The following is a 15,992-nucleotide window of genomic DNA, read 5'->3' as shown; positions in this document are numbered from 1 at the left end:
CACATCGATCGCCTGACGAGAGGTCCACCATGATCCCGCACGCTCCGCTGCGCCTGTTCGCCGCCCTGACCCTCGCCAGCACCAGCTGGTTTGCCCAGGCTGCCGACCTGACCGTGGCCTACCAGACCACCGTCGACCCTGCCAAAGTGGCGCAGGTCGATGGCGACTACGAAAAAGCCAGCAAGGCCAGCATCGACTGGCGCAAATTCGATAATGGCGCCGACGTGATCACCGCCGTGGCCAGCGGTGATGTGCAGATCGGCTATCTGGGTTCCAGCCCGCTGGCCGCTGCTGCCACCCGCAAGCTGCCCGTAGAAACATTCCTCATCGCCACCCAGATTGGTGCCGGTGAAGCGTTGGTTGCCCGCGACAGTATCAAGACGCCGCAAGACCTGATCGGCAAGAAAGTCGCCGTACCGTTCGTGTCCACCGGCCACTACAGCCTGCTGGCCGCACTCAAAAGCTGGAATATCGACCCGTCCAAGGTACAGATCCTCAACCTGGCACCACCGGCCATCATTGCTGCCTGGAAACGTGGTGACATCGACGCCACCTACGTGTGGGACCCGGCCCTGGGCGTAGCCAAGGAAAACGGCAAGGTGCTGATCACTTCTGGCGAACTGGCCCAGAAAGGCGCCCCCACCTTCGATGCCTGGATCGTGCGCAAAGACTTCGCCGACAAGCACCCTGAGGTGGTCAAAGCCTTTGCCAAAGTCACGCTGGACGCCTACGCCGACTACCGCAAAGACCCGAAAGCCTGGCTGGCCGACAAAGGCAACGTCGACAAACTGGTGAAGCTCTCGGGCGCCAAGGCCAGCGATATCCCGGTGCTGCTGGAGGGCAACGTCTACCCGCTGGCCGCCGACCAGGCCAACGCCCTGGGCGCGCCGACCACCCAGGCACTGACCGACACGGCCAACTTCCTCAAGCAGCAAGGCAAGGTTGACGCCGTGCTGCCGGACTACTCGCCGTACGTCAGCGCCAAGTTCCTTCCAAACTGATCCGGAGCCCGTCATGGCCTTGCTTGAACTGGAGCGCATCAGCGCACAGTACCCTGGCGCCAGCACCCCGGTGCTGGCCGACATCAACCTGAGCCTGGGCCCGCGCCAGCTGCTGGTGGCCCTGGGGCCGTCCGGCAGCGGCAAGACCTCCCTGCTCAACCTGATCGCCGGCTTCGTCGCCCCCAGTGGCGGGCGAATCACCCTCGATGGCGTACCGGTACAAGGCCCGGGTGCAGAGCGCGGCGTAGTGTTCCAGGACGACGCCCTGCTGCCATGGCAGAACGTGCTGGGCAATGTCGCCTTCGGCCTCGAACTGGCTGGCGTGCCCCGCGCCCAGCGTGAAGCCAAGGCCCGTGAAATGCTCGCACTCGTCGACCTGGATGGCTTTGGCGAGCGGCGCATCTGGCAATTGTCCGGTGGCCAGAAGCAGCGCGTAGGCCTGGCCCGCGCACTGGCGGCCGACCCACGGGTGTTGTTGATGGATGAACCGTTCGGCGCCCTCGACGCCTTCACCCGCGAACAAATGCAGGAACTGCTGCTGCAGGTCTGGCAACGCACCGCCAAACCGGTTTTCCTGATTACCCACGACATTGAAGAAGCGGTGTTCCTCGCCAGCGAGCTGGTGCTACTGGCACCCAACCCGGGCCGCGTAGTGGAGCGCCTGCAACTGGACTTCGGCCAGCGCTATGCCGCTGGCGAATCGGCCCGGGCAATCAAATCCGACCCACGCTTCATCGAAACCCGCGAGCATGTGCTGGCGCGGGTGTTCTCCCAACGCCAAAGCCTGCAGGAGCGCGCATGAGCAGCCTGGACCTGCCGGTTGCCGGCAAGCACGACACCCAAACCCGGCCTGTTGCAACAGCACGCCGCCAACGCTCTACCCGCTGGATCAGTACCCTGACCCTGACCAGCCTGCTGCTGGTCTGGTGGCTGGTGACCGCCGCTGGCTGGATCGAGCCGCTGTTCCTGCCTTCGCCCGGCGACATCCTGGCCAAGGCCTGGACCCTGCTGACCCAAGGCTACATGGACGCCAGCCTGTGGCAGCACCTGGGCGCAAGCCTGGGCCGCATTGGCCTGGCGCTGGTTGCAGCGACCCTGACCGCGATCCCGGTGGGCATCGCCATCGGCTACAACCGCGTGGCCCGTGGCATCCTCGACCCGCTGATCGAGTTCTACCGGCCGATACCGCCGCTTGCATACCTGCCGCTGATCGTCATCTGGTGCGGCATCGGCGAGCTGTCGAAGGTGCTGCTGATTTACCTGGCGATCTTCGCCCCCATCGCCATCGCCACCGCCACCGGCGTGCGCACGGTCGACCCGGCCAAGCTGCGTGCGGCGCAGTCGCTGGGCGCCACCAAGGCCCAGCTGATCCGCCATGTGATCCTGCCCAGTGCGCTGCCCGACATCCTTACCGGCATCCGCATCGGCCTGGGGGTCGGCTGGTCGACCTTGGTGGCCGCCGAACTGATTGCTGCCACCAGCGGCCTGGGCTTCATGGTGCAGTCGGCGGCGCAGTTTTTGGTCACCGATGTGGTGGTGTTGGGCATCCTGCTGATCGCCCTGATCGCCTTCGCCCTGGAAATGGGCCTGCGTGCCCTGCAACGCAAACTGGTGCCCTGGCACGGGCAGAGCCACTGATTGCCGATTGACCACGCCGGCAACCCGGCGCCTAGAACGAGAAAAGACATGAGCCTGACCGTTACCCCTCTCAGCCCGGCGCTGGGTGCGCAGATCAGCGGCGTAGACATCAGCCGCGATATCACCGCAGAAGAGCGCGACGCCATCGAACAGGCGCTGCTGCAGCATCAGGTGCTGTTCTTCCGCGACCAGCCGATCAACCCGGAACAGCAAGCGCGCTTTGCAGCCCGCTTCGGTGACCTGCACATTCACCCGATCTACCCCAACGTGCCCGAAACCCCGCAGGTGCTGGTGCTCGACACGGCAGTGACCGATGTGCGCGACAACGCCGTGTGGCACACCGACGTGACGTTCTTGCCGACCCCGGCACTGGGCGCGGTGCTCAGCGCCAAGCAATTGCCCGCTTACGGTGGCGATACGCTGTGGGCCAGCGGGATTGCCGCTTTCGAAGCCTTGTCGGCGCCGCTGCGTGCAATGCTCGATGGGCTGACCGCCACCCACGACTTCACCAAGTCGTTTCCGCTGGAGCGCTTTGGCACCACGCCGGAAGACCTGGCGCGCTGGGAAGCAACCCGGCGCAACAACCCGCCGCTGTCACACCCGGTGGTGCGCACTCACCCGGTTAGCGGGCGCAAGGCGCTGTTCGTCAATGAAGGGTTCACCACGCGTATCAATGAGCTGAGCGAGCTGGAAAGCGAGGCGCTGTTGAAGCTGCTGTTCGCCCATGCGACGCGGCCGGAGTTCAGCATTCGCTGGCGTTGGCAGGAGAATGACGTGGCGTTCTGGGACAACCGCGTGACCCAGCATTTTGCGGTGGATGACTACCGGCCGAACCGGCGGGTGATGCACCGGGCGACCATCCTGGGGGATGCGCCGTTCTGAACTTTGATGTGACCTGTACCGGCCTCTTCGCGGGCTTGTCCCGCGAAGAGGCCGGTGAAACCAACGACAACCTAGCGGACCAGATGCAGGTACTGCATGTGCCGTTCGTACTGGTCCAGAATGTCGTTGATGATCTGCTCCTTGCTGTAGCCCACCAGGTCATAGTTCTGGCTGCCTTCGCTCAGGTGAACCTCCGCCCGGTAATAACGGCGGTTCTTCAACTCCTGCGTACCCAGCCCACCCAAGGCGAACGACGGTGTGAAATACCCACGCATCTGCACCTGGTAAATGAACGGCTGCTCCTCGCCATGGCCAATCTTCAGGCTGACGTTGTCGTGGCTCGGGTCATCCTGGGTAATCAGCACCAGGCCCTTCTGCTCGAACACTTCACGGACCTCGGCAATCGCCGGGCGCACTACGTCGTCCATGAAGCGGTACACCTCATCACGCGACGGGAAATGCACGGCCTGGCTCAGGCGCTGGCGCCAGCCACCACGACCGCGACGTGACTGGGCGAACGGGGCCAGCGAGTGCATCTGCGCGATCTGCCGTTGCGACTCCAGGTAGAACGCCTTGTGCAGCCCCCACATCATGCACAACAGAATCAGCGAGAACGGCAGCGAGGTCAGCACCACCGCCGACTTCAGCGAGTCGATGCTGCCCGCGAACAACAGCGCACTGGTGATCAGCGCGGTCATCGCGCCCCAGAAGATGCGCAGCCAGTTCGGCCCGTCCTCATCGGCTTCCCCCCCCTTGGCCGACAAGGTCGACAGCACCACGGTGCCCGAGTCGGCCGACGTGACGAAGAACACGAAGCTGATGAACACCGTGGTGGCGATCACCACCTTGCTCCAGGGGTAGGTCTCCAGCAGCAGGTACAGGCTCATCGACGGGTCATCCAGTGCCGACTGGCCCAGTGCGGTCATGCCATGGTTGATCACCTGGTCCAGCGCGCTGTTGCCGAAGATCGACATCCACGCCAGGGTGAACCCCAACGGAATCAGCAGCACGCCAAAGACGAACTCGCGGATGGTACGGCCACGGGAGATACGGGCGATGAACAGGCCCACGAACGGTGCCCAGGCAATCCACCAGGCCCAGTAAAACACTGTCCAGCCGCCCAGCCAGTCACGGTTTTCACCGTAGGCATACACATCGAAGCTCTTGCGCGGCAAGGCGCCCAGGTAGTCACCCAGGTTCTGGATCAATGTGTTGAACAGGTGCTGGGTCGGCCCGGCGAACAGCACGAACAGCAGCAGTGCGCAGGCCAGGAACAGGTTGATGTCGCTCATCACCCGCACGCCCTTCTCCACCCCGGCAACGGCCACGGCTACCGCCGCGCCCATCATCAGGGTGATGAGGATAACCTGCACCCACTGGCTGTGGCTGATGCCGAACAGGTAGTCCAGGCCAGCGTTCAGGTGCAGCACGCCAAAGCCCATGTCGGCCCCCAGGCCGAACACTGTGGCGATGATGCCGAAGCCATCCACTGCGTAGCCGATCGGCCCGTTGATGCGCTTTCCGATCAGCGGGTACAGCGCCGAACGCAACGCCAGCGGCAGGTTGTGCCGGTAAGCGAAATAAGCCAGGGCCATGCCGACGAAGGCGAACACCCCCCAGCCATGCAGGCCCCAGTGCAGGAACAGAATCTGCATCGCCTGGCGCCCGGCCTCTGCCGTGCCCGCTTCGCCCTGGGGCGGCTGCAGCATGTGGGTGAGAGGTTCGGAAACACAGAAGAAGAACAACGTGATGCTGATACCGGCGGCAAACAGCATGCCGGCCCACGACAGGTAACTGAACTCGGGTTCGTCGTGGTCGGCACCGAGCTTGATCTTGCCGTAGCCGGACAAGGCGGTGACCACCACGAAGACCAGGTACAGCGTCATGGCCAGCATGTAGTACCAGCCGACCGTATTGGCCGCCCAGTTCTGCGCTGCCAGCAACCAGTCACCTGCCGCTTGCGGGTTGGAAATGACTACCAGGCCAAAAACGAGGATGAAACTTGCCGCAAAGTAGAACACCGGAGGGTTCATGCGGATTTTGCCATTGGCAATGGACGGGGTCGGTGCACTCATCGGGCGTGCACCTCGTCAAATGACGTAAGGTTCGGAATGAACGGGTTCAGCAAAGGAATCCTCCTGTTGAACACCGGCAGCGGACCAGCGTTTTTTCATTGAACAAGCGTTCAAGTTAAACATGGATCGGATTTCATTGCGAATTGGGGTGCTGATTGGTGCCTTCCTGTTCCGGCCTCTTCGCGGGCTTGCCCGCGAAGAGGCCGGAACAGCCAATACAAATGCCAGATCAATTCTTGTCCTGGCAATCCAGCTGCAGGTTGGCCTGGGTAATGTTGCTTTCAGCCGGCACACTGCGGGTCAGCCACACATTGCCGCCAATGGTCGAACCTTTGCCGATGGTAATGCGCCCCAGCACCGTGGCCCCGGCATAGATCACCACATCGTCCTCGACAATCGGGTGCCGTGGCAGGCCTTTGTGCAGGGTTCCCGACTCATCGCTCGGGAAGCGCTTGGCGCCCAGGGTCACGGCCTGGTAGATGCGCACGCGCTCGCCGATGATCGCGGTTTCGCCAATCACCACACCGGTCCCGTGGTCGATGAAGAAGCTCGGGCCAATCTGCGCACCAGGGTGAATGTCGATACCGGTGGCCGAATGCGCCAGCTCCGAGCTGATCCGCGCCAACAGCGGCAAGCCGGCCTGGTACAGGTGGTGCGCCAGGCGGTGGTGGATGATCGCCAGGATACCCGGGTAGCACAGCAGCACTTCATCCACGCTACGCGCTGCCGGGTCGCCGTGGTAGGCGGCCAGCACGTCGGTGTCGAGCAGTACGCGCAGCTCCGGTAGCGCAGCTGCGAAACCCTGGATCAGGCTCAGCGCATGGGCGTCGACGCCAGCCAGCTCAGCCTTGCTTTGCCGTGCCGCATAGCGCAGTTCAAGGCGAGCCTGGGCAAGCAAGGCGGTCAGCGCGGCATCCAGGGTATGGCCGACATAGAAGTCTTCGCTTTCTTCGCGCAAATCGACTGGGCCCAGGCGCATGGGGAACAGCGCGCCGCACAGTTGCTCCAGAATCTGCCGCATCGCCTCGCGCGACGGCAACTCGCGCCCGCCCTGCTCGCCAATGCTGCGGCCATTACGGGTGCGCCATTGCTCACGGGCGCCGCGCAGGCCACTGACGATGCTCTGCAACTGCCAGTGCGCGGATGAAGGTTGTTCGCTCACGGTTTTCTCCTGCCGTATAGGCCATCTAATGGTGTCGCCAGGCCCGCGAAGAGGCCGGGCCTGCCTACATGCGATCCACTCTACGGCAAATCAGCCCCTTGGAAAAAACAACGCTTTATTCCATCCTGCGCTAAGTCAGGCATAAGCCGCGATGACGGCACCGGCATCCTCGCCTACCCTCAAAGCAGCCAGCTCCTGGCACAAATCAAAATGGAAATAACAAAATAATTTTTTAGTATTTCCTGGCCTAAGCAGCCAACCCTATAGTCGCCACCTCACTACTTACACAACAAGCGCGGGGCTCTGACATGTCGAAATTCGCCAAACCGCTACTCAACGCTACCCTGGCTGTTCTGCTGGGTGCCGGCCTGCTCAGCCAGGCCTTCGCGGGCGAGCAGCTGAAGACCATCCAGGAAAAAGGCGTGATCAACGTCGGCCTAGAAGGCACCTACCCACCGTTCAGCTTCCAGGACGAAAACGGCAAGCTGACCGGCTTCGAAGTGGAACTGTCCGAGTTGCTGGCCAAGGAGCTGGGGGTCAAGGCCAAGGTCCAGCCGACCAAATGGGACGGCATCCTCGCTGCGCTGGAGTCCAAGCGCCTGGACGTAGTCATCAACCAGGTGACCATTTCCGAAGAGCGCAAGAAGAAGTACGACTTCTCCGAGCCCTACACCATCTCCGGCATCCAGGCGCTGATCCTGAAGAAGAAGGCCGAGCAGTTGAACATCCACAAGGCCGCCGACCTGGCCGGCAAGAAAGTGGGCGTGGGCCTGGGCACCAACTACGAACAGTGGGTGAAACAAGACGTGCCGCAAGCCGATGTGCGCACCTATGAAGACGACCCGAGCAAGTTCGCCGACCTGCGTAACGGTCGCATCGACGCCATCCTGATCGACCGCCTGGCCGCACTGGAATACGCGCAAAAAGCCAAGGATACGGAGCTGGCCGGCGATGCGTTCTCCCGCCTGGAAAGTGGCGTAGCCCTGCGCAAGGGCGAGCCAGAGCTGCTCGATGCCATCAACAAGGCCATCGACAAGCTCAAGGCTGACGGCACGCTGGCCAAGCTGTCCGAGAAATACTTCGGTGCTGATGTCACCAAATGATCGCTGAAAGCCTGCAACTCGTTGTCGACTCCACGCCCTTCCTGCTGAAGGGCGCGGGTTATACGGTGCTGCTCAGCGTTGGCGGCATGTTCTTCGGCCTGGTGCTGGGCTTTGCCCTGGCGCTGATGCGTCTGTCGAAGATCTTGCCGCTGAACTGGCTGGCGCGGATCTACGTGTCGTTCTTTCGCGGCACGCCGCTGCTGGTGCAGCTGTTCGTGATCTATTTCGGCATGCCGCAGATCGGCATCGAACTCGACCCCATCCCCGCCTCGCTGATCGGCCTGTCGTTGAACATGGCGGCCTACATCTGCGAAATCCTGCGCGCAGCAATCTCCTCGATCGACCGCGGCCAGTGGGAAGCGGCCGCCAGCATCGGCATGACCCGCGTTCAGGCCATGCGCCGGGCGATCCTGCCGCAAGCCTTGCGCACTGCCCTGCCCCCCTTGGGCAACAGCTTCATTTCGCTGGTCAAGGACACCGCCCTGGCGGCCACCATCCAGGTGCCCGAACTGTTCCGCCAGGCGCAGCTGATTACCGCACGCACCTTCGAAGTGTTCACCATGTACGTGGCGGTCGCGGTCATCTACTGGGTGCTGTGCAGCATCCTTGCGCACTTCCAGAACCGCATGGAAGCGCGGGTCAACCAGCATGACCAGGAGCACTGAGCATGATTGAAGTCAAAGGCCTGACCAAGCGGTTCAAGGGCCAGACCGTGCTCAACGGTATCGACCTGACCGTACAGCCCGGCGAAGTGGTGGCCATCATTGGCCCCAGTGGCTCGGGCAAGACCACCTTCCTGCGCTGCCTCAACCTGCTGGAGACGCCCGACGCCGGGCAGATCAAGATCGGCGCTATCAGCATCGATGCCAACCGCCCCTTGGGCGGGCAGCAAAGTGCGATTCGCCGATTGCGCCAGCAAGCCGGGTTCGTGTTCCAGAACTTCAACCTGTTCCCGCACCGCACCGCGCTGGAGAACGTGATCGAGGGGCCGGTGATCGTCAAGAAGACGCCCCGCGAGCAAGCCATCGAGCTGGGTCGGCGCCTGCTGGCCAAGGTTGGCCTGGCAGGCAAGGAAGACGCCTACCCCCGGCGCCTGTCCGGGGGCCAGCAGCAACGAGTGGCGATCGCCCGTGCCCTGGCCATGGAGCCGGAGGTGATCCTGTTCGACGAACCCACCTCGGCACTGGACCCGGAGCTGGTGGGTGAAGTGCTGGCGACCATCCGCGGCCTGGCCGAGGAGAAGCGCACCATGATCATCGTTACGCACGAAATGAGCTTTGCCCGGGATGTGGCGAACCGGGTGATCTTCTTCGACAAGGGCGTGATCGTGGAGCAGGGGGAAGCCAAGGCACTGTTTGCGGCGCCAAAGGAAGAGCGTACCCGGCAGTTCTTGCGCAAGTTCCTGGGTACTGCCGCCTCCGAGTAAACCTGTTACGGCCTCTTCGCGGGTTTACCCGCGAAAGGGCCGGCACATCCGCTGTAAATCCCTCCTTCTATACATATTCCAAAGAGTTAGTTCATAAACTTTTTATAAAGCATTAGGGTATATAAACCGGACCACCGGACCAGCACATATCTGTCGCGATCAGCTGTAGCGGCACAACTTTTTTGTGAGGTCAGGAATGGTCAGGATCACAATCACCCCAGTGCGTAACGCCAGGGCATTGAGTGCAGCCAAGGAGCGGTACTGATGTCCAGCCAGCCAAACACCCAATTCCACAGCGATCTCGACAGCTCGCCCTTGCTGCTGCCGGCCAAAGTTCTGCGCAACGACGCCGAAGCCTTGCAAGCGGCCCGCGAACTGGCTGAGGTCGCCCGCGAGCAGGCCGCACGCCGCGACCAGCAACGCAAACTGCCTTGGGCCGAGATCGAACTGTTCACCCGCAGCGGCCTGGGCAGCATCAGCGTACCCAAGGCCCACGGCGGCCCCGACGTGTCGTTCGAAACCGTTGCCGAAGTGTTCCGCGTGATCAGCGCCGCCGACCCGGCTCTGGGGCAGATCCCGCAGAACCAGTTCGGCATGCTGCAACTGATTCGCCTGACAGCCACCGAGGCGCAACAGGCGCTGATCTTCCGCAGCGTGCTCGACGGTTGGCGCATCGGCAATGCCGGCCCCGAACGCGGCACCAAAGACACCCTCACCCTCAAGGCCCGGATCACTCGCGCTGGCGACAGCTATCGCATCAGCGGCGAGAAGTTCTATTCCACCGGCGCCCTGTTCGCCCACTGGGTGGCCGTCAAGGCACTGGACGACGAGGGCCGCCAGCGCCTGGCGTTCGTGCGCCGCGGCAGCCCGGGGTTGCGCATCGTCGATGACTGGTCCGGGTTTGGCCAACGTACCACCGCCAGCGGCACCGTGCTGCTCGACCAGGTGCCGGTCGACGTGGAGCTGGTGATCGACAACTGGCGCCAGCGTGAGATCCCTAACATCCAGGGTGCGGCGTCACAGCTGATCCAGGCGGCAATTGATGCCGGCATCGCTGAAGCAGCGATTGATGATGCGATCACCTTCGTGCGCGAAAAGTCTCGCCCGTGGATCGAAGCCAACGTGGACCGCGCCAGCGACGACCCGTATGTAATCGCCGACATCGGCCGCCTGAAGCTTGAGCTACACGCCGCCGAAGCCCTGCTGAGCAAGGCTGCGCGGGTACTGGACGAGGTCAATGCCGCGCCAATCGACGCAGCCAGTGCGGCGCGAGCCTCGATTGCCGTGGCAGAGGCCAAGGTGCTGACCACCGAGATTGCCCTACAGGCTAGCGAAAAGCTGTTCGAGCTGGCCGGCAGCCGCGCCACCCTTGCCGAATTCAACCTCGACCGCCACTGGCGCAATGCCCGGGTGCATACCCTGCATGACCCGGTGCGCTGGAAGTACCACGCGGTGGGCGCGTACCACCTCAACGGCACCCTGCCTGCGCGGCATTCCTGGATCTGATTTGCTGCCTTTGGGGCCGCTGCGCAGCCCTTCGCGGGCGAGCCCGCGAAGGGCCGCGCAGCGGCCCCCGGAGAACACCATGACTACAAATATCATCACCAGCGACACCGAAGCCCTGGCAGTCGCCGAAGACATCGCCCAGCAACTGCGCCGCGACAGCGCCCTGCGCGACCGCGAACGCCGCCTGCCACACGCCGAACTGGAGCTGTTCACCCGCTCCGGCCTGTGGGCGATCAGCGTACCCAAGGCCTTCGGCGGCGCTGGCGTGTCCAACGTCACCCTGGCCAAGGTCATCGCCCGTATCGCCCAGGCCGACGGCTCGCTCGGGCAAATCCCGCAAAACCACTTCTACGGCCTGGAAGTACTACGGGTAAACGGTACACCCGAGCAGCAGCAACGCCTGTACGCCGAAGTACTGGCCGGCAGGCGTTTCGGCAACGCCCTGGCCGAGCTGGGCACCAAGACCGCCAACGAGCGCACCACTCGCCTGAGCCGAGATGGTGACGGTTTCCGCATAAACGGCCGCAAGTTCTATTCGACTGGCGCCATTTATGCCCAGCGCATCCCGACTTCGGTCGTTGATGACCAAGGCGTACAGCAACTGGCCTTCGTCCCGGCCGACAGCCAGGGCCTGCAAGTGATCGACGACTGGAGCGGTTTCGGCCAACGCACTACCGGCAGTGGCTCGGTGGTGTTCGACAACGTGTACGTCAGCGCTGCCGACGTCGTGCCGTTCCAGAGCGCCTTCGAGCGCCCTACTCCGGTCGGCCCGCTGGCGCAGATCCTTCATGCCGCCATCGACACCGGCATCGCCCGCGCCGCTTATGAAGATGCCCTGCACTTCGTGCGTACCCGCAGCCGCCCGTGGGTCGATTCCGGGCTGGACAAGGCCACCGATGACCCGCTGACACTCAAAAGCTTCGGCCACCTGGCCATCCGCCTGCACGCCGCCGAGGCCCTGCTGGAACGCGCCGGTGAATACCTCGACCGCGCCCGCGACGACAGCACCGCCGACAATGTGGCCGCCGCCTCCATCGCCGTGGCCGAAGCACGGGCCATCAGCACCGAGATTTCCCTTGCCGCCGGTACCGCCCTGTTCGAACTGGGCGGCAGCCAGGCCACCCTGGCCGAACACAACCTCGACCGACACTGGCGCAACGCTCGCGTGCACACCCTGCACGACCCGGTGCGCTGGAAGTACCACGCCATCGGCAACTACTACCTCAACGATGCCAACCCGCCACGCCGGGGGACTATCTGATGGCCAAGCAGCTCCTGTTCAATGCCTTCAACATGAACTGCATCGGGCACATCAACCACGGCCTGTGGACCCACCCACGGGACACCTCGACCCAGTACAAGACCCTGGACTACTGGACCAACCTGGCACGCCTGCTGGAACGCGGCCTGTTCGATGGGCTGTTCATTGCCGACATCGTGGGTACCTACGACATCTACGGCCAGTCGCTGGACGTCACCCTCAAGGAGTCGATCCAGCTGCCGGTCAACGACCCGCTGCTGCTAGTCTCGGCCATGGCAGCAGTTACCCGCCACCTGGGTTTCGGCCTTACCGCCAACCTCACCTACGAGGCGCCGTACCTGTTCGCCCGCCGCCTGTCCACCCTCGACCACCTGAGCAATGGCCGGGTGGGCTGGAACATCGTCACCGGCTACCTCGACAGCGCCGCCCGGGCCATGGGCCTGGCGCAACAACCGGAGCATGACCGCCGCTACGACCAGGCCGACGAATACCTGCAGGTGCTGTACAAGCTGCTGGAAGGCAGCTGGGCCGACGATGCGGTGGTCGCCGACCGCCAGCAGCGCGTGTACGCCCAGCCCGACAAGGTGCGCAAAGTCAGCCACCACGGCGAGTTCTACAACGTCGAGGGCTATCACCTGAGCGAACCCTCGCCACAGCGCACGCCGGTGCTGTTCCAGGCCGGCAGCTCGCAGCGCGGCCTGGCCTTTGCCGGCAGCCACGCCGAATGCGTGTTCATCAGTGGCCAGGACAAAGCGGCCACACGCGCCCAGGTCGACAAGGTACGCGCCGCTGCGCAAGCGGCCGGCCGCGACCCGCAGGCAATCAAGGTGTTCATGGGGATCACGGTAATCGTCGCAGCCACCGAGCAAGAGGCCCAGGCCAAGCATGCCGAGTACTTGCGCCATGCAAGCCCTGAAGCCGGCGTCGCGCACTTCGCTGCATCCACCGGCATAGACTTTGCGGCCTATGAACTGGATGAGCCAATCGGCTTCAGCCAGGGCAACGCCATTCAGTCCGCCACGCGCCAGTTACAAGACAACGCCTGGACCCGCCGCCGTCTGCTTGAGCAGCACGCCCTCGGTGGCCGCTACGTAACCTTGGTCGGCGCACCCGAACAGGTGGCCGATCAGTTGATCGCATGGATTGATGAAACCGGCCTGGACGGTTTCAACCTGACCCGTACCGTCACCCCGGAAAGCTTCGAAGACTTCATCGACCTGGTCATCCCGCAACTGCAGCGGCGTGGCCGCTACAAGACGGCCTACGCCGAAGGCACCCTGCGCGAGAAGCTGTTCCAGTCCGACCACCCGCACTTGCCCGCCGATCACCCTGGTTCGGCCTATCGTTTTGTCCCTTCCCCTGCCCCGACTGGAGTCCCGCACCATGCTTGAGAAACTGTTCCGGCCCGTCGCGGCCATTGCCCTCACCCTTGGCCTGTCCGCCCACGCCCTGGCAGCCGACCCACTGAAGATCGGCACCACCTCGGCCTTTGCGATACCGCTGGAAGCCGCCGTGGAAGAAGCGCACAAACAAGGCCTGGAAGTGAAGCTGATCGAGTTCAGCGACTGGATCGCACCCAACGTCAGCCTCAACAGCGGCGACATCGACGTGAACTACTTCCAGCACATCCCGTTCCTGGAAAACGCCAAGGCAGCTGCTGGCTTCAACCTGGTGCCTTATGCACCGGGCATCATCAACAACGTTGGCCTGTACTCGAAAAAGTACAAAAGCTTTGCCGAGCTGCCTGAAGGCGCCAGCGTGGCCATTGCCAACGACCCGATCAACAGCGGCCGTGGCCTGCAACTGCTGGCCAAGGCCGGGCTGATTACCCTCAAGCCGGGCGTTGGCTACAAGGCCACCGAGGACGACATCGTCGCCAACCCGAAAAAACTGAAAATCCTTCAGGTCGAGGCAGTTCAGCTGGTCCGCGCTTACGATGACGCCGACCTGGTGCAGGGGTACCCGGCCTACATCCGCCTGGCCAACAGCTTCGACGCAGGCTCTGCGCTGCTTTTCGACGGCCTGGAGAACAAGGAATACGTGATCCAGTTCGTCATTCGCCCACAGAGCAAGGACGACCCGCGCCTGGCCAAGTTCGTCGACATCTACCAGCACTCGCCAGCCGTGCGTGCAGCGCTCGACAAAGCCCACGGCAAGCTCTACCAGGCCGGCTGGGAAGGCTGACATGAGCCAGGCCAGCGCGCTCAGGGCGCCTACCCCCCAACCATTGCCGCCAACGGTCAAGGAACAGGCCCTGCGCCCGGAGGTCAATGAAGCCCATGTGCGCTTCATCGGCCTGGGCAAGACCTACCCTGGCCAGGCACAACCGGCCTTGCAAGGCATCGACCTGAACATCCGTCATGGCGAGATCTTCGGCATCATCGGCCGCAGCGGGGCCGGCAAGTCATCGCTGCTGCGCACCATCAACCGGCTGGAGCAACCCAGCCAGGGCCGGGTGCTGATCGATCAGGTGGACATCGCCCCCTTCGACGAAGACCACCTGGTGGCGCTGCGTCGGCGCATCGGCATGATCTTCCAGCACTTCAACCTGATGTCGGCCAAAACCGTGTGGCAGAACGTCGAGCTGCCGTTGAAAGTGGCCGGTGTGGCCAAGGCCGAGCGCCAGCGCAAGGTGCGTGAACTGCTGGAGCTGGTTGGCCTGCAGGAAAAACACCACGTCTACCCGGCGCAGCTGTCCGGCGGGCAAAAGCAGCGCGTCGGTATTGCCCGGGCGCTGGTACACGACCCCGAGATTCTGCTGTGCGACGAGGCCACCTCCGCGCTGGACCCGGAAACCACGGCCTCGATCCTTGAGCTGCTGCGCGACATCAACCAGCGCCTGGGGCTGACCATCGTGCTGATCACCCACGAAATGGCCGTGATCCGCGATATCTGCCACCGGGTGGTGGTGCTCGAGCGTGGCGAAGTGGTCGAACAGGGCGAGGTCTGGCGGGTGTTCGGTTCGCCTCGCCACGAGGTCACCCGCACCTTGCTTGCACCACTGCAGGCCAGGCTGCCTGCCGCGCTGCAAGCCAGCCTGCAAGCCAGCCGGGCGAGCCGCGACAGTGCCGTGGTGTTGAAACTGACGGTGCTGGGCGAACCTGAACTGTCTGCCCTGTTCAACGAACTGGGTGGGCGTGTGCGCTTGCTGCAGGGCGGCGTGGAGACCATTGGCGAACATGTCTTGGGCCAGCTGATCCTGTCGGTGCGGCACTCGCCGCATGACACTCATCAATTACTGGAGCGCGCCCGCCGCTGGGCCGAGGACGTGGAGGTACTGGGCCATGTGGTTTGATCGCCTGCTGGAAGGTTTGCTCGATACCCTGTTGATGGTCGGCGTATCGTCGCTGATCGCCCTGCTGGTAGGGGTACCGATGGCGGTGCTGCTGGTCACCAGCGACAAAGGTGGCATCTTCGAAGCACCGCTGCTAAATCGCGTGTTGGGCGCCTTCGTCAACCTGTTCCGCTCGATCCCGTTCCTGATCCTGATGGTCGCGCTGATTCCCTTTACCCGCCTGGTGGTAGGCACCACTTACGGCGTATGGGCGGCGGTGGTGCCGCTGACCATTGCCGCCACCCCGTTCTTCGCGCGGATTGCCGAGGTCAGCCTGCGCGAAGTGGATCATGGCCTGGTGGAAGCTGCGCAGGCCATGGGCTGCCGACGCTGGCACATCGTCTGGCATGTGCTCTTGCCTGAGGCGCTGCCCGGCATTGTCGGCGGCTTCACCATTACCCTGGTAACCCTGATCAACTCTTCGGCCATGGCCGGCGCGATTGGTGCGGGGGGGTTGGGGGATATTGCCTACCGGTATGGCTACCAGCGTTTCGACAGCCAGATCATGCTGACCGTGATCGCCATGCTGGTGGCGTTGGTGGCGTTGATCCAGCTGGGCGGGGACCGCTTGGCGAAGGGTTTGAACAAGCGTTGAATGCCGGGG

Annotated in this window: 15 protein-coding genes; 13 read left to right on the top strand and 2 right to left on the bottom strand. The window is 63.5% G+C overall.

Translation table 11 applies throughout. From position 1 onward, the window contains the following. Nucleotides 1-29 precede the first annotated feature (29 nt). Genes tauA through tauD form a run of 4 tightly spaced genes read left to right on the top strand, consistent with a single transcriptional unit; the run spans nucleotide 30 to nucleotide 3,521 of the window. Nucleotides 30-1,001 (top strand): taurine ABC transporter substrate-binding protein, encoded by a 972-nt coding sequence (tauA, locus tag B9A31_RS18880; RefSeq protein ID WP_016714452.1) that lies wholly within the window; start codon nucleotides 30-32, stop codon nucleotides 999-1,001. 13 nt (nucleotides 1,002-1,014) lie between these two features. Beyond that, on the top strand, nucleotides 1,015-1,803 hold the full coding sequence (tauB, locus tag B9A31_RS18875; RefSeq protein ID WP_019096905.1) for a taurine ABC transporter ATP-binding subunit: 789 nt from the start codon (nucleotides 1,015-1,017) through the stop codon (nucleotides 1,801-1,803). Continuing rightward, a complete protein-coding gene (tauC, locus tag B9A31_RS18870) occupies nucleotides 1,800-2,639 on the top strand; it encodes a taurine ABC transporter permease TauC (RefSeq protein ID WP_016714450.1) in 840 nt (279 codons plus the stop codon). Before tauB ends, tauC begins: the two co-directional genes overlap by 4 nt. A 48-nt stretch (nucleotides 2,640-2,687) precedes the next feature. Beyond that, nucleotides 2,688-3,521 (top strand): taurine dioxygenase, encoded by an 834-nt coding sequence (gene tauD / locus B9A31_RS18865; RefSeq protein ID WP_025754082.1) that lies wholly within the window; start codon nucleotides 2,688-2,690, stop codon nucleotides 3,519-3,521. Between the two features lie 71 nt (nucleotides 3,522-3,592). On the opposite strand, the gene betT is transcribed toward tauD, so the two are convergent. After that, the gene (betT, locus tag B9A31_RS18860) at nucleotides 3,593-5,554 is read right to left on the bottom strand and encodes a choline transporter BetT (RefSeq protein WP_174244687.1); all 1,962 of its coding nucleotides are present in this window, start codon (nucleotides 5,552-5,554) and stop codon (nucleotides 3,593-3,595) included. A 271-nt stretch (nucleotides 5,555-5,825) separates the two neighbouring features. Beyond that, nucleotides 5,826-6,758, bottom strand: coding sequence for a serine O-acetyltransferase EpsC (gene epsC, locus B9A31_RS18855; RefSeq protein WP_016714447.1), 933 nt, complete (start codon nucleotides 6,756-6,758; stop codon nucleotides 5,826-5,828). Nucleotides 6,759-7,066: 308 nt separating this feature from the next. Between epsC and tcyJ the strand changes: the two genes are divergently transcribed. The 9 genes from tcyJ (at nucleotide 7,067) to B9A31_RS18810 (ending at nucleotide 15,983) form a co-directional block, all read left to right on the top strand. Further along, the gene (tcyJ, locus tag B9A31_RS18850; RefSeq protein ID WP_019096907.1) at nucleotides 7,067-7,861 is read left to right on the top strand and encodes a cystine ABC transporter substrate-binding protein; all 795 of its coding nucleotides are present in this window, start codon (nucleotides 7,067-7,069) and stop codon (nucleotides 7,859-7,861) included. After that, nucleotides 7,858-8,526: a cystine ABC transporter permease gene (gene tcyL / locus B9A31_RS18845; protein WP_016714445.1), complete on the top strand. Its 669-nt coding sequence runs from the start codon at nucleotides 7,858-7,860 to the stop codon at nucleotides 8,524-8,526. Before tcyJ ends, tcyL begins: the two co-directional genes overlap by 4 nt. 2 nt (nucleotides 8,527-8,528) lie before the next feature. Beyond that, entirely contained in the window at nucleotides 8,529-9,287 is a 759-nt protein-coding gene (tcyN, locus tag B9A31_RS18840; RefSeq protein WP_019096908.1) for an L-cystine ABC transporter ATP-binding protein TcyN, read from the top strand. A 264-nt stretch (nucleotides 9,288-9,551) separates the two neighbouring features. Beyond that, nucleotides 9,552-10,793, top strand: a complete 1,242-nt coding sequence (locus B9A31_RS18835; RefSeq protein ID WP_019096909.1) for an SfnB family sulfur acquisition oxidoreductase — start codon at nucleotides 9,552-9,554, stop codon at nucleotides 10,791-10,793. Nucleotides 10,794-10,872: 79 nt separating this feature from the next. Then, nucleotides 10,873-12,054: an SfnB family sulfur acquisition oxidoreductase gene (locus tag B9A31_RS18830; RefSeq protein ID WP_025754086.1), complete on the top strand. Its 1,182-nt coding sequence runs from the start codon at nucleotides 10,873-10,875 to the stop codon at nucleotides 12,052-12,054. Further along, a complete protein-coding gene (locus B9A31_RS18825; protein WP_084297254.1) occupies nucleotides 12,054-13,445 on the top strand; it encodes an LLM class flavin-dependent oxidoreductase in 1,392 nt (463 codons plus the stop codon). The genes B9A31_RS18830 and B9A31_RS18825 overlap by 1 nt, the downstream gene beginning before the upstream one ends. Further along, entirely contained in the window at nucleotides 13,438-14,238 is an 801-nt protein-coding gene (locus tag B9A31_RS18820) for a MetQ/NlpA family ABC transporter substrate-binding protein (protein WP_019096485.1), read from the top strand. The genes B9A31_RS18825 and B9A31_RS18820 overlap by 8 nt, the downstream gene beginning before the upstream one ends. A gap of 1 nt (nucleotide 14,239) precedes the next feature. After that, entirely contained in the window at nucleotides 14,240-15,349 is a 1,110-nt protein-coding gene (locus tag B9A31_RS18815) for a methionine ABC transporter ATP-binding protein (RefSeq protein WP_084297253.1), read from the top strand. Continuing rightward, nucleotides 15,339-15,983 carry a methionine ABC transporter permease gene (locus B9A31_RS18810; protein ID WP_008096606.1) on the top strand — a complete coding sequence of 215 codons (645 nt, stop codon included), beginning with the start codon at nucleotides 15,339-15,341 and terminating at the stop codon, nucleotides 15,981-15,983. Before B9A31_RS18815 ends, B9A31_RS18810 begins: the two co-directional genes overlap by 11 nt. Nucleotides 15,984-15,992 lie beyond the last annotated feature (9 nt).

The organism is Pseudomonas sp. URIL14HWK12:I5 (assembly GCF_900176445.1).
GTDB lineage: Bacteria > Pseudomonadota > Gammaproteobacteria > Pseudomonadales > Pseudomonadaceae > Aquipseudomonas > Aquipseudomonas monteilii.
This window is presented reverse-complemented; position numbering and strand designations above follow the sequence as displayed.

What these genes read in the sequence shown, in the direction of transcription:
- tauA (WP_016714452.1), top strand. Translation starts at nt 30, where the DNA reads ATGATCCCGCACGCTCCGCTGCGCCTGTTCGCCGCCCTGACCCTCGCC.
- tauB (WP_019096905.1), top strand. Translation starts at nt 1,015, where the DNA reads ATGGCCTTGCTTGAACTGGAGCGCATCAGCGCACAGTACCCTGGCGCC.
- tauC (WP_016714450.1), top strand. Translation starts at nt 1,800, where the DNA reads ATGAGCAGCCTGGACCTGCCGGTTGCCGGCAAGCACGACACCCAAACC.
- tauD (WP_025754082.1), top strand. Translation starts at nt 2,688, where the DNA reads ATGAGCCTGACCGTTACCCCTCTCAGCCCGGCGCTGGGTGCGCAGATC.
- betT (WP_174244687.1), bottom strand. Translation starts at nt 5,554, where the DNA reads ATGAACCCTCCGGTGTTCTACTTTGCGGCAAGTTTCATCCTCGTTTTT.
- tcyJ (WP_019096907.1), top strand. Translation starts at nt 7,067, where the DNA reads ATGTCGAAATTCGCCAAACCGCTACTCAACGCTACCCTGGCTGTTCTG.
- tcyL (WP_016714445.1), top strand. Translation starts at nt 7,858, where the DNA reads ATGATCGCTGAAAGCCTGCAACTCGTTGTCGACTCCACGCCCTTCCTG.
- tcyN (WP_019096908.1), top strand. Translation starts at nt 8,529, where the DNA reads ATGATTGAAGTCAAAGGCCTGACCAAGCGGTTCAAGGGCCAGACCGTG.
- B9A31_RS18835 (WP_019096909.1), top strand. Translation starts at nt 9,552, where the DNA reads ATGTCCAGCCAGCCAAACACCCAATTCCACAGCGATCTCGACAGCTCG.
- B9A31_RS18830 (WP_025754086.1), top strand. Translation starts at nt 10,873, where the DNA reads ATGACTACAAATATCATCACCAGCGACACCGAAGCCCTGGCAGTCGCC.
- B9A31_RS18825 (WP_084297254.1), top strand. Translation starts at nt 12,054, where the DNA reads ATGGCCAAGCAGCTCCTGTTCAATGCCTTCAACATGAACTGCATCGGG.
- B9A31_RS18820 (WP_019096485.1), top strand. Translation starts at nt 13,438, where the DNA reads ATGCTTGAGAAACTGTTCCGGCCCGTCGCGGCCATTGCCCTCACCCTT.
- B9A31_RS18815 (WP_084297253.1), top strand. Translation starts at nt 14,240, where the DNA reads ATGAGCCAGGCCAGCGCGCTCAGGGCGCCTACCCCCCAACCATTGCCG.
- B9A31_RS18810 (WP_008096606.1), top strand. Translation starts at nt 15,339, where the DNA reads ATGTGGTTTGATCGCCTGCTGGAAGGTTTGCTCGATACCCTGTTGATG.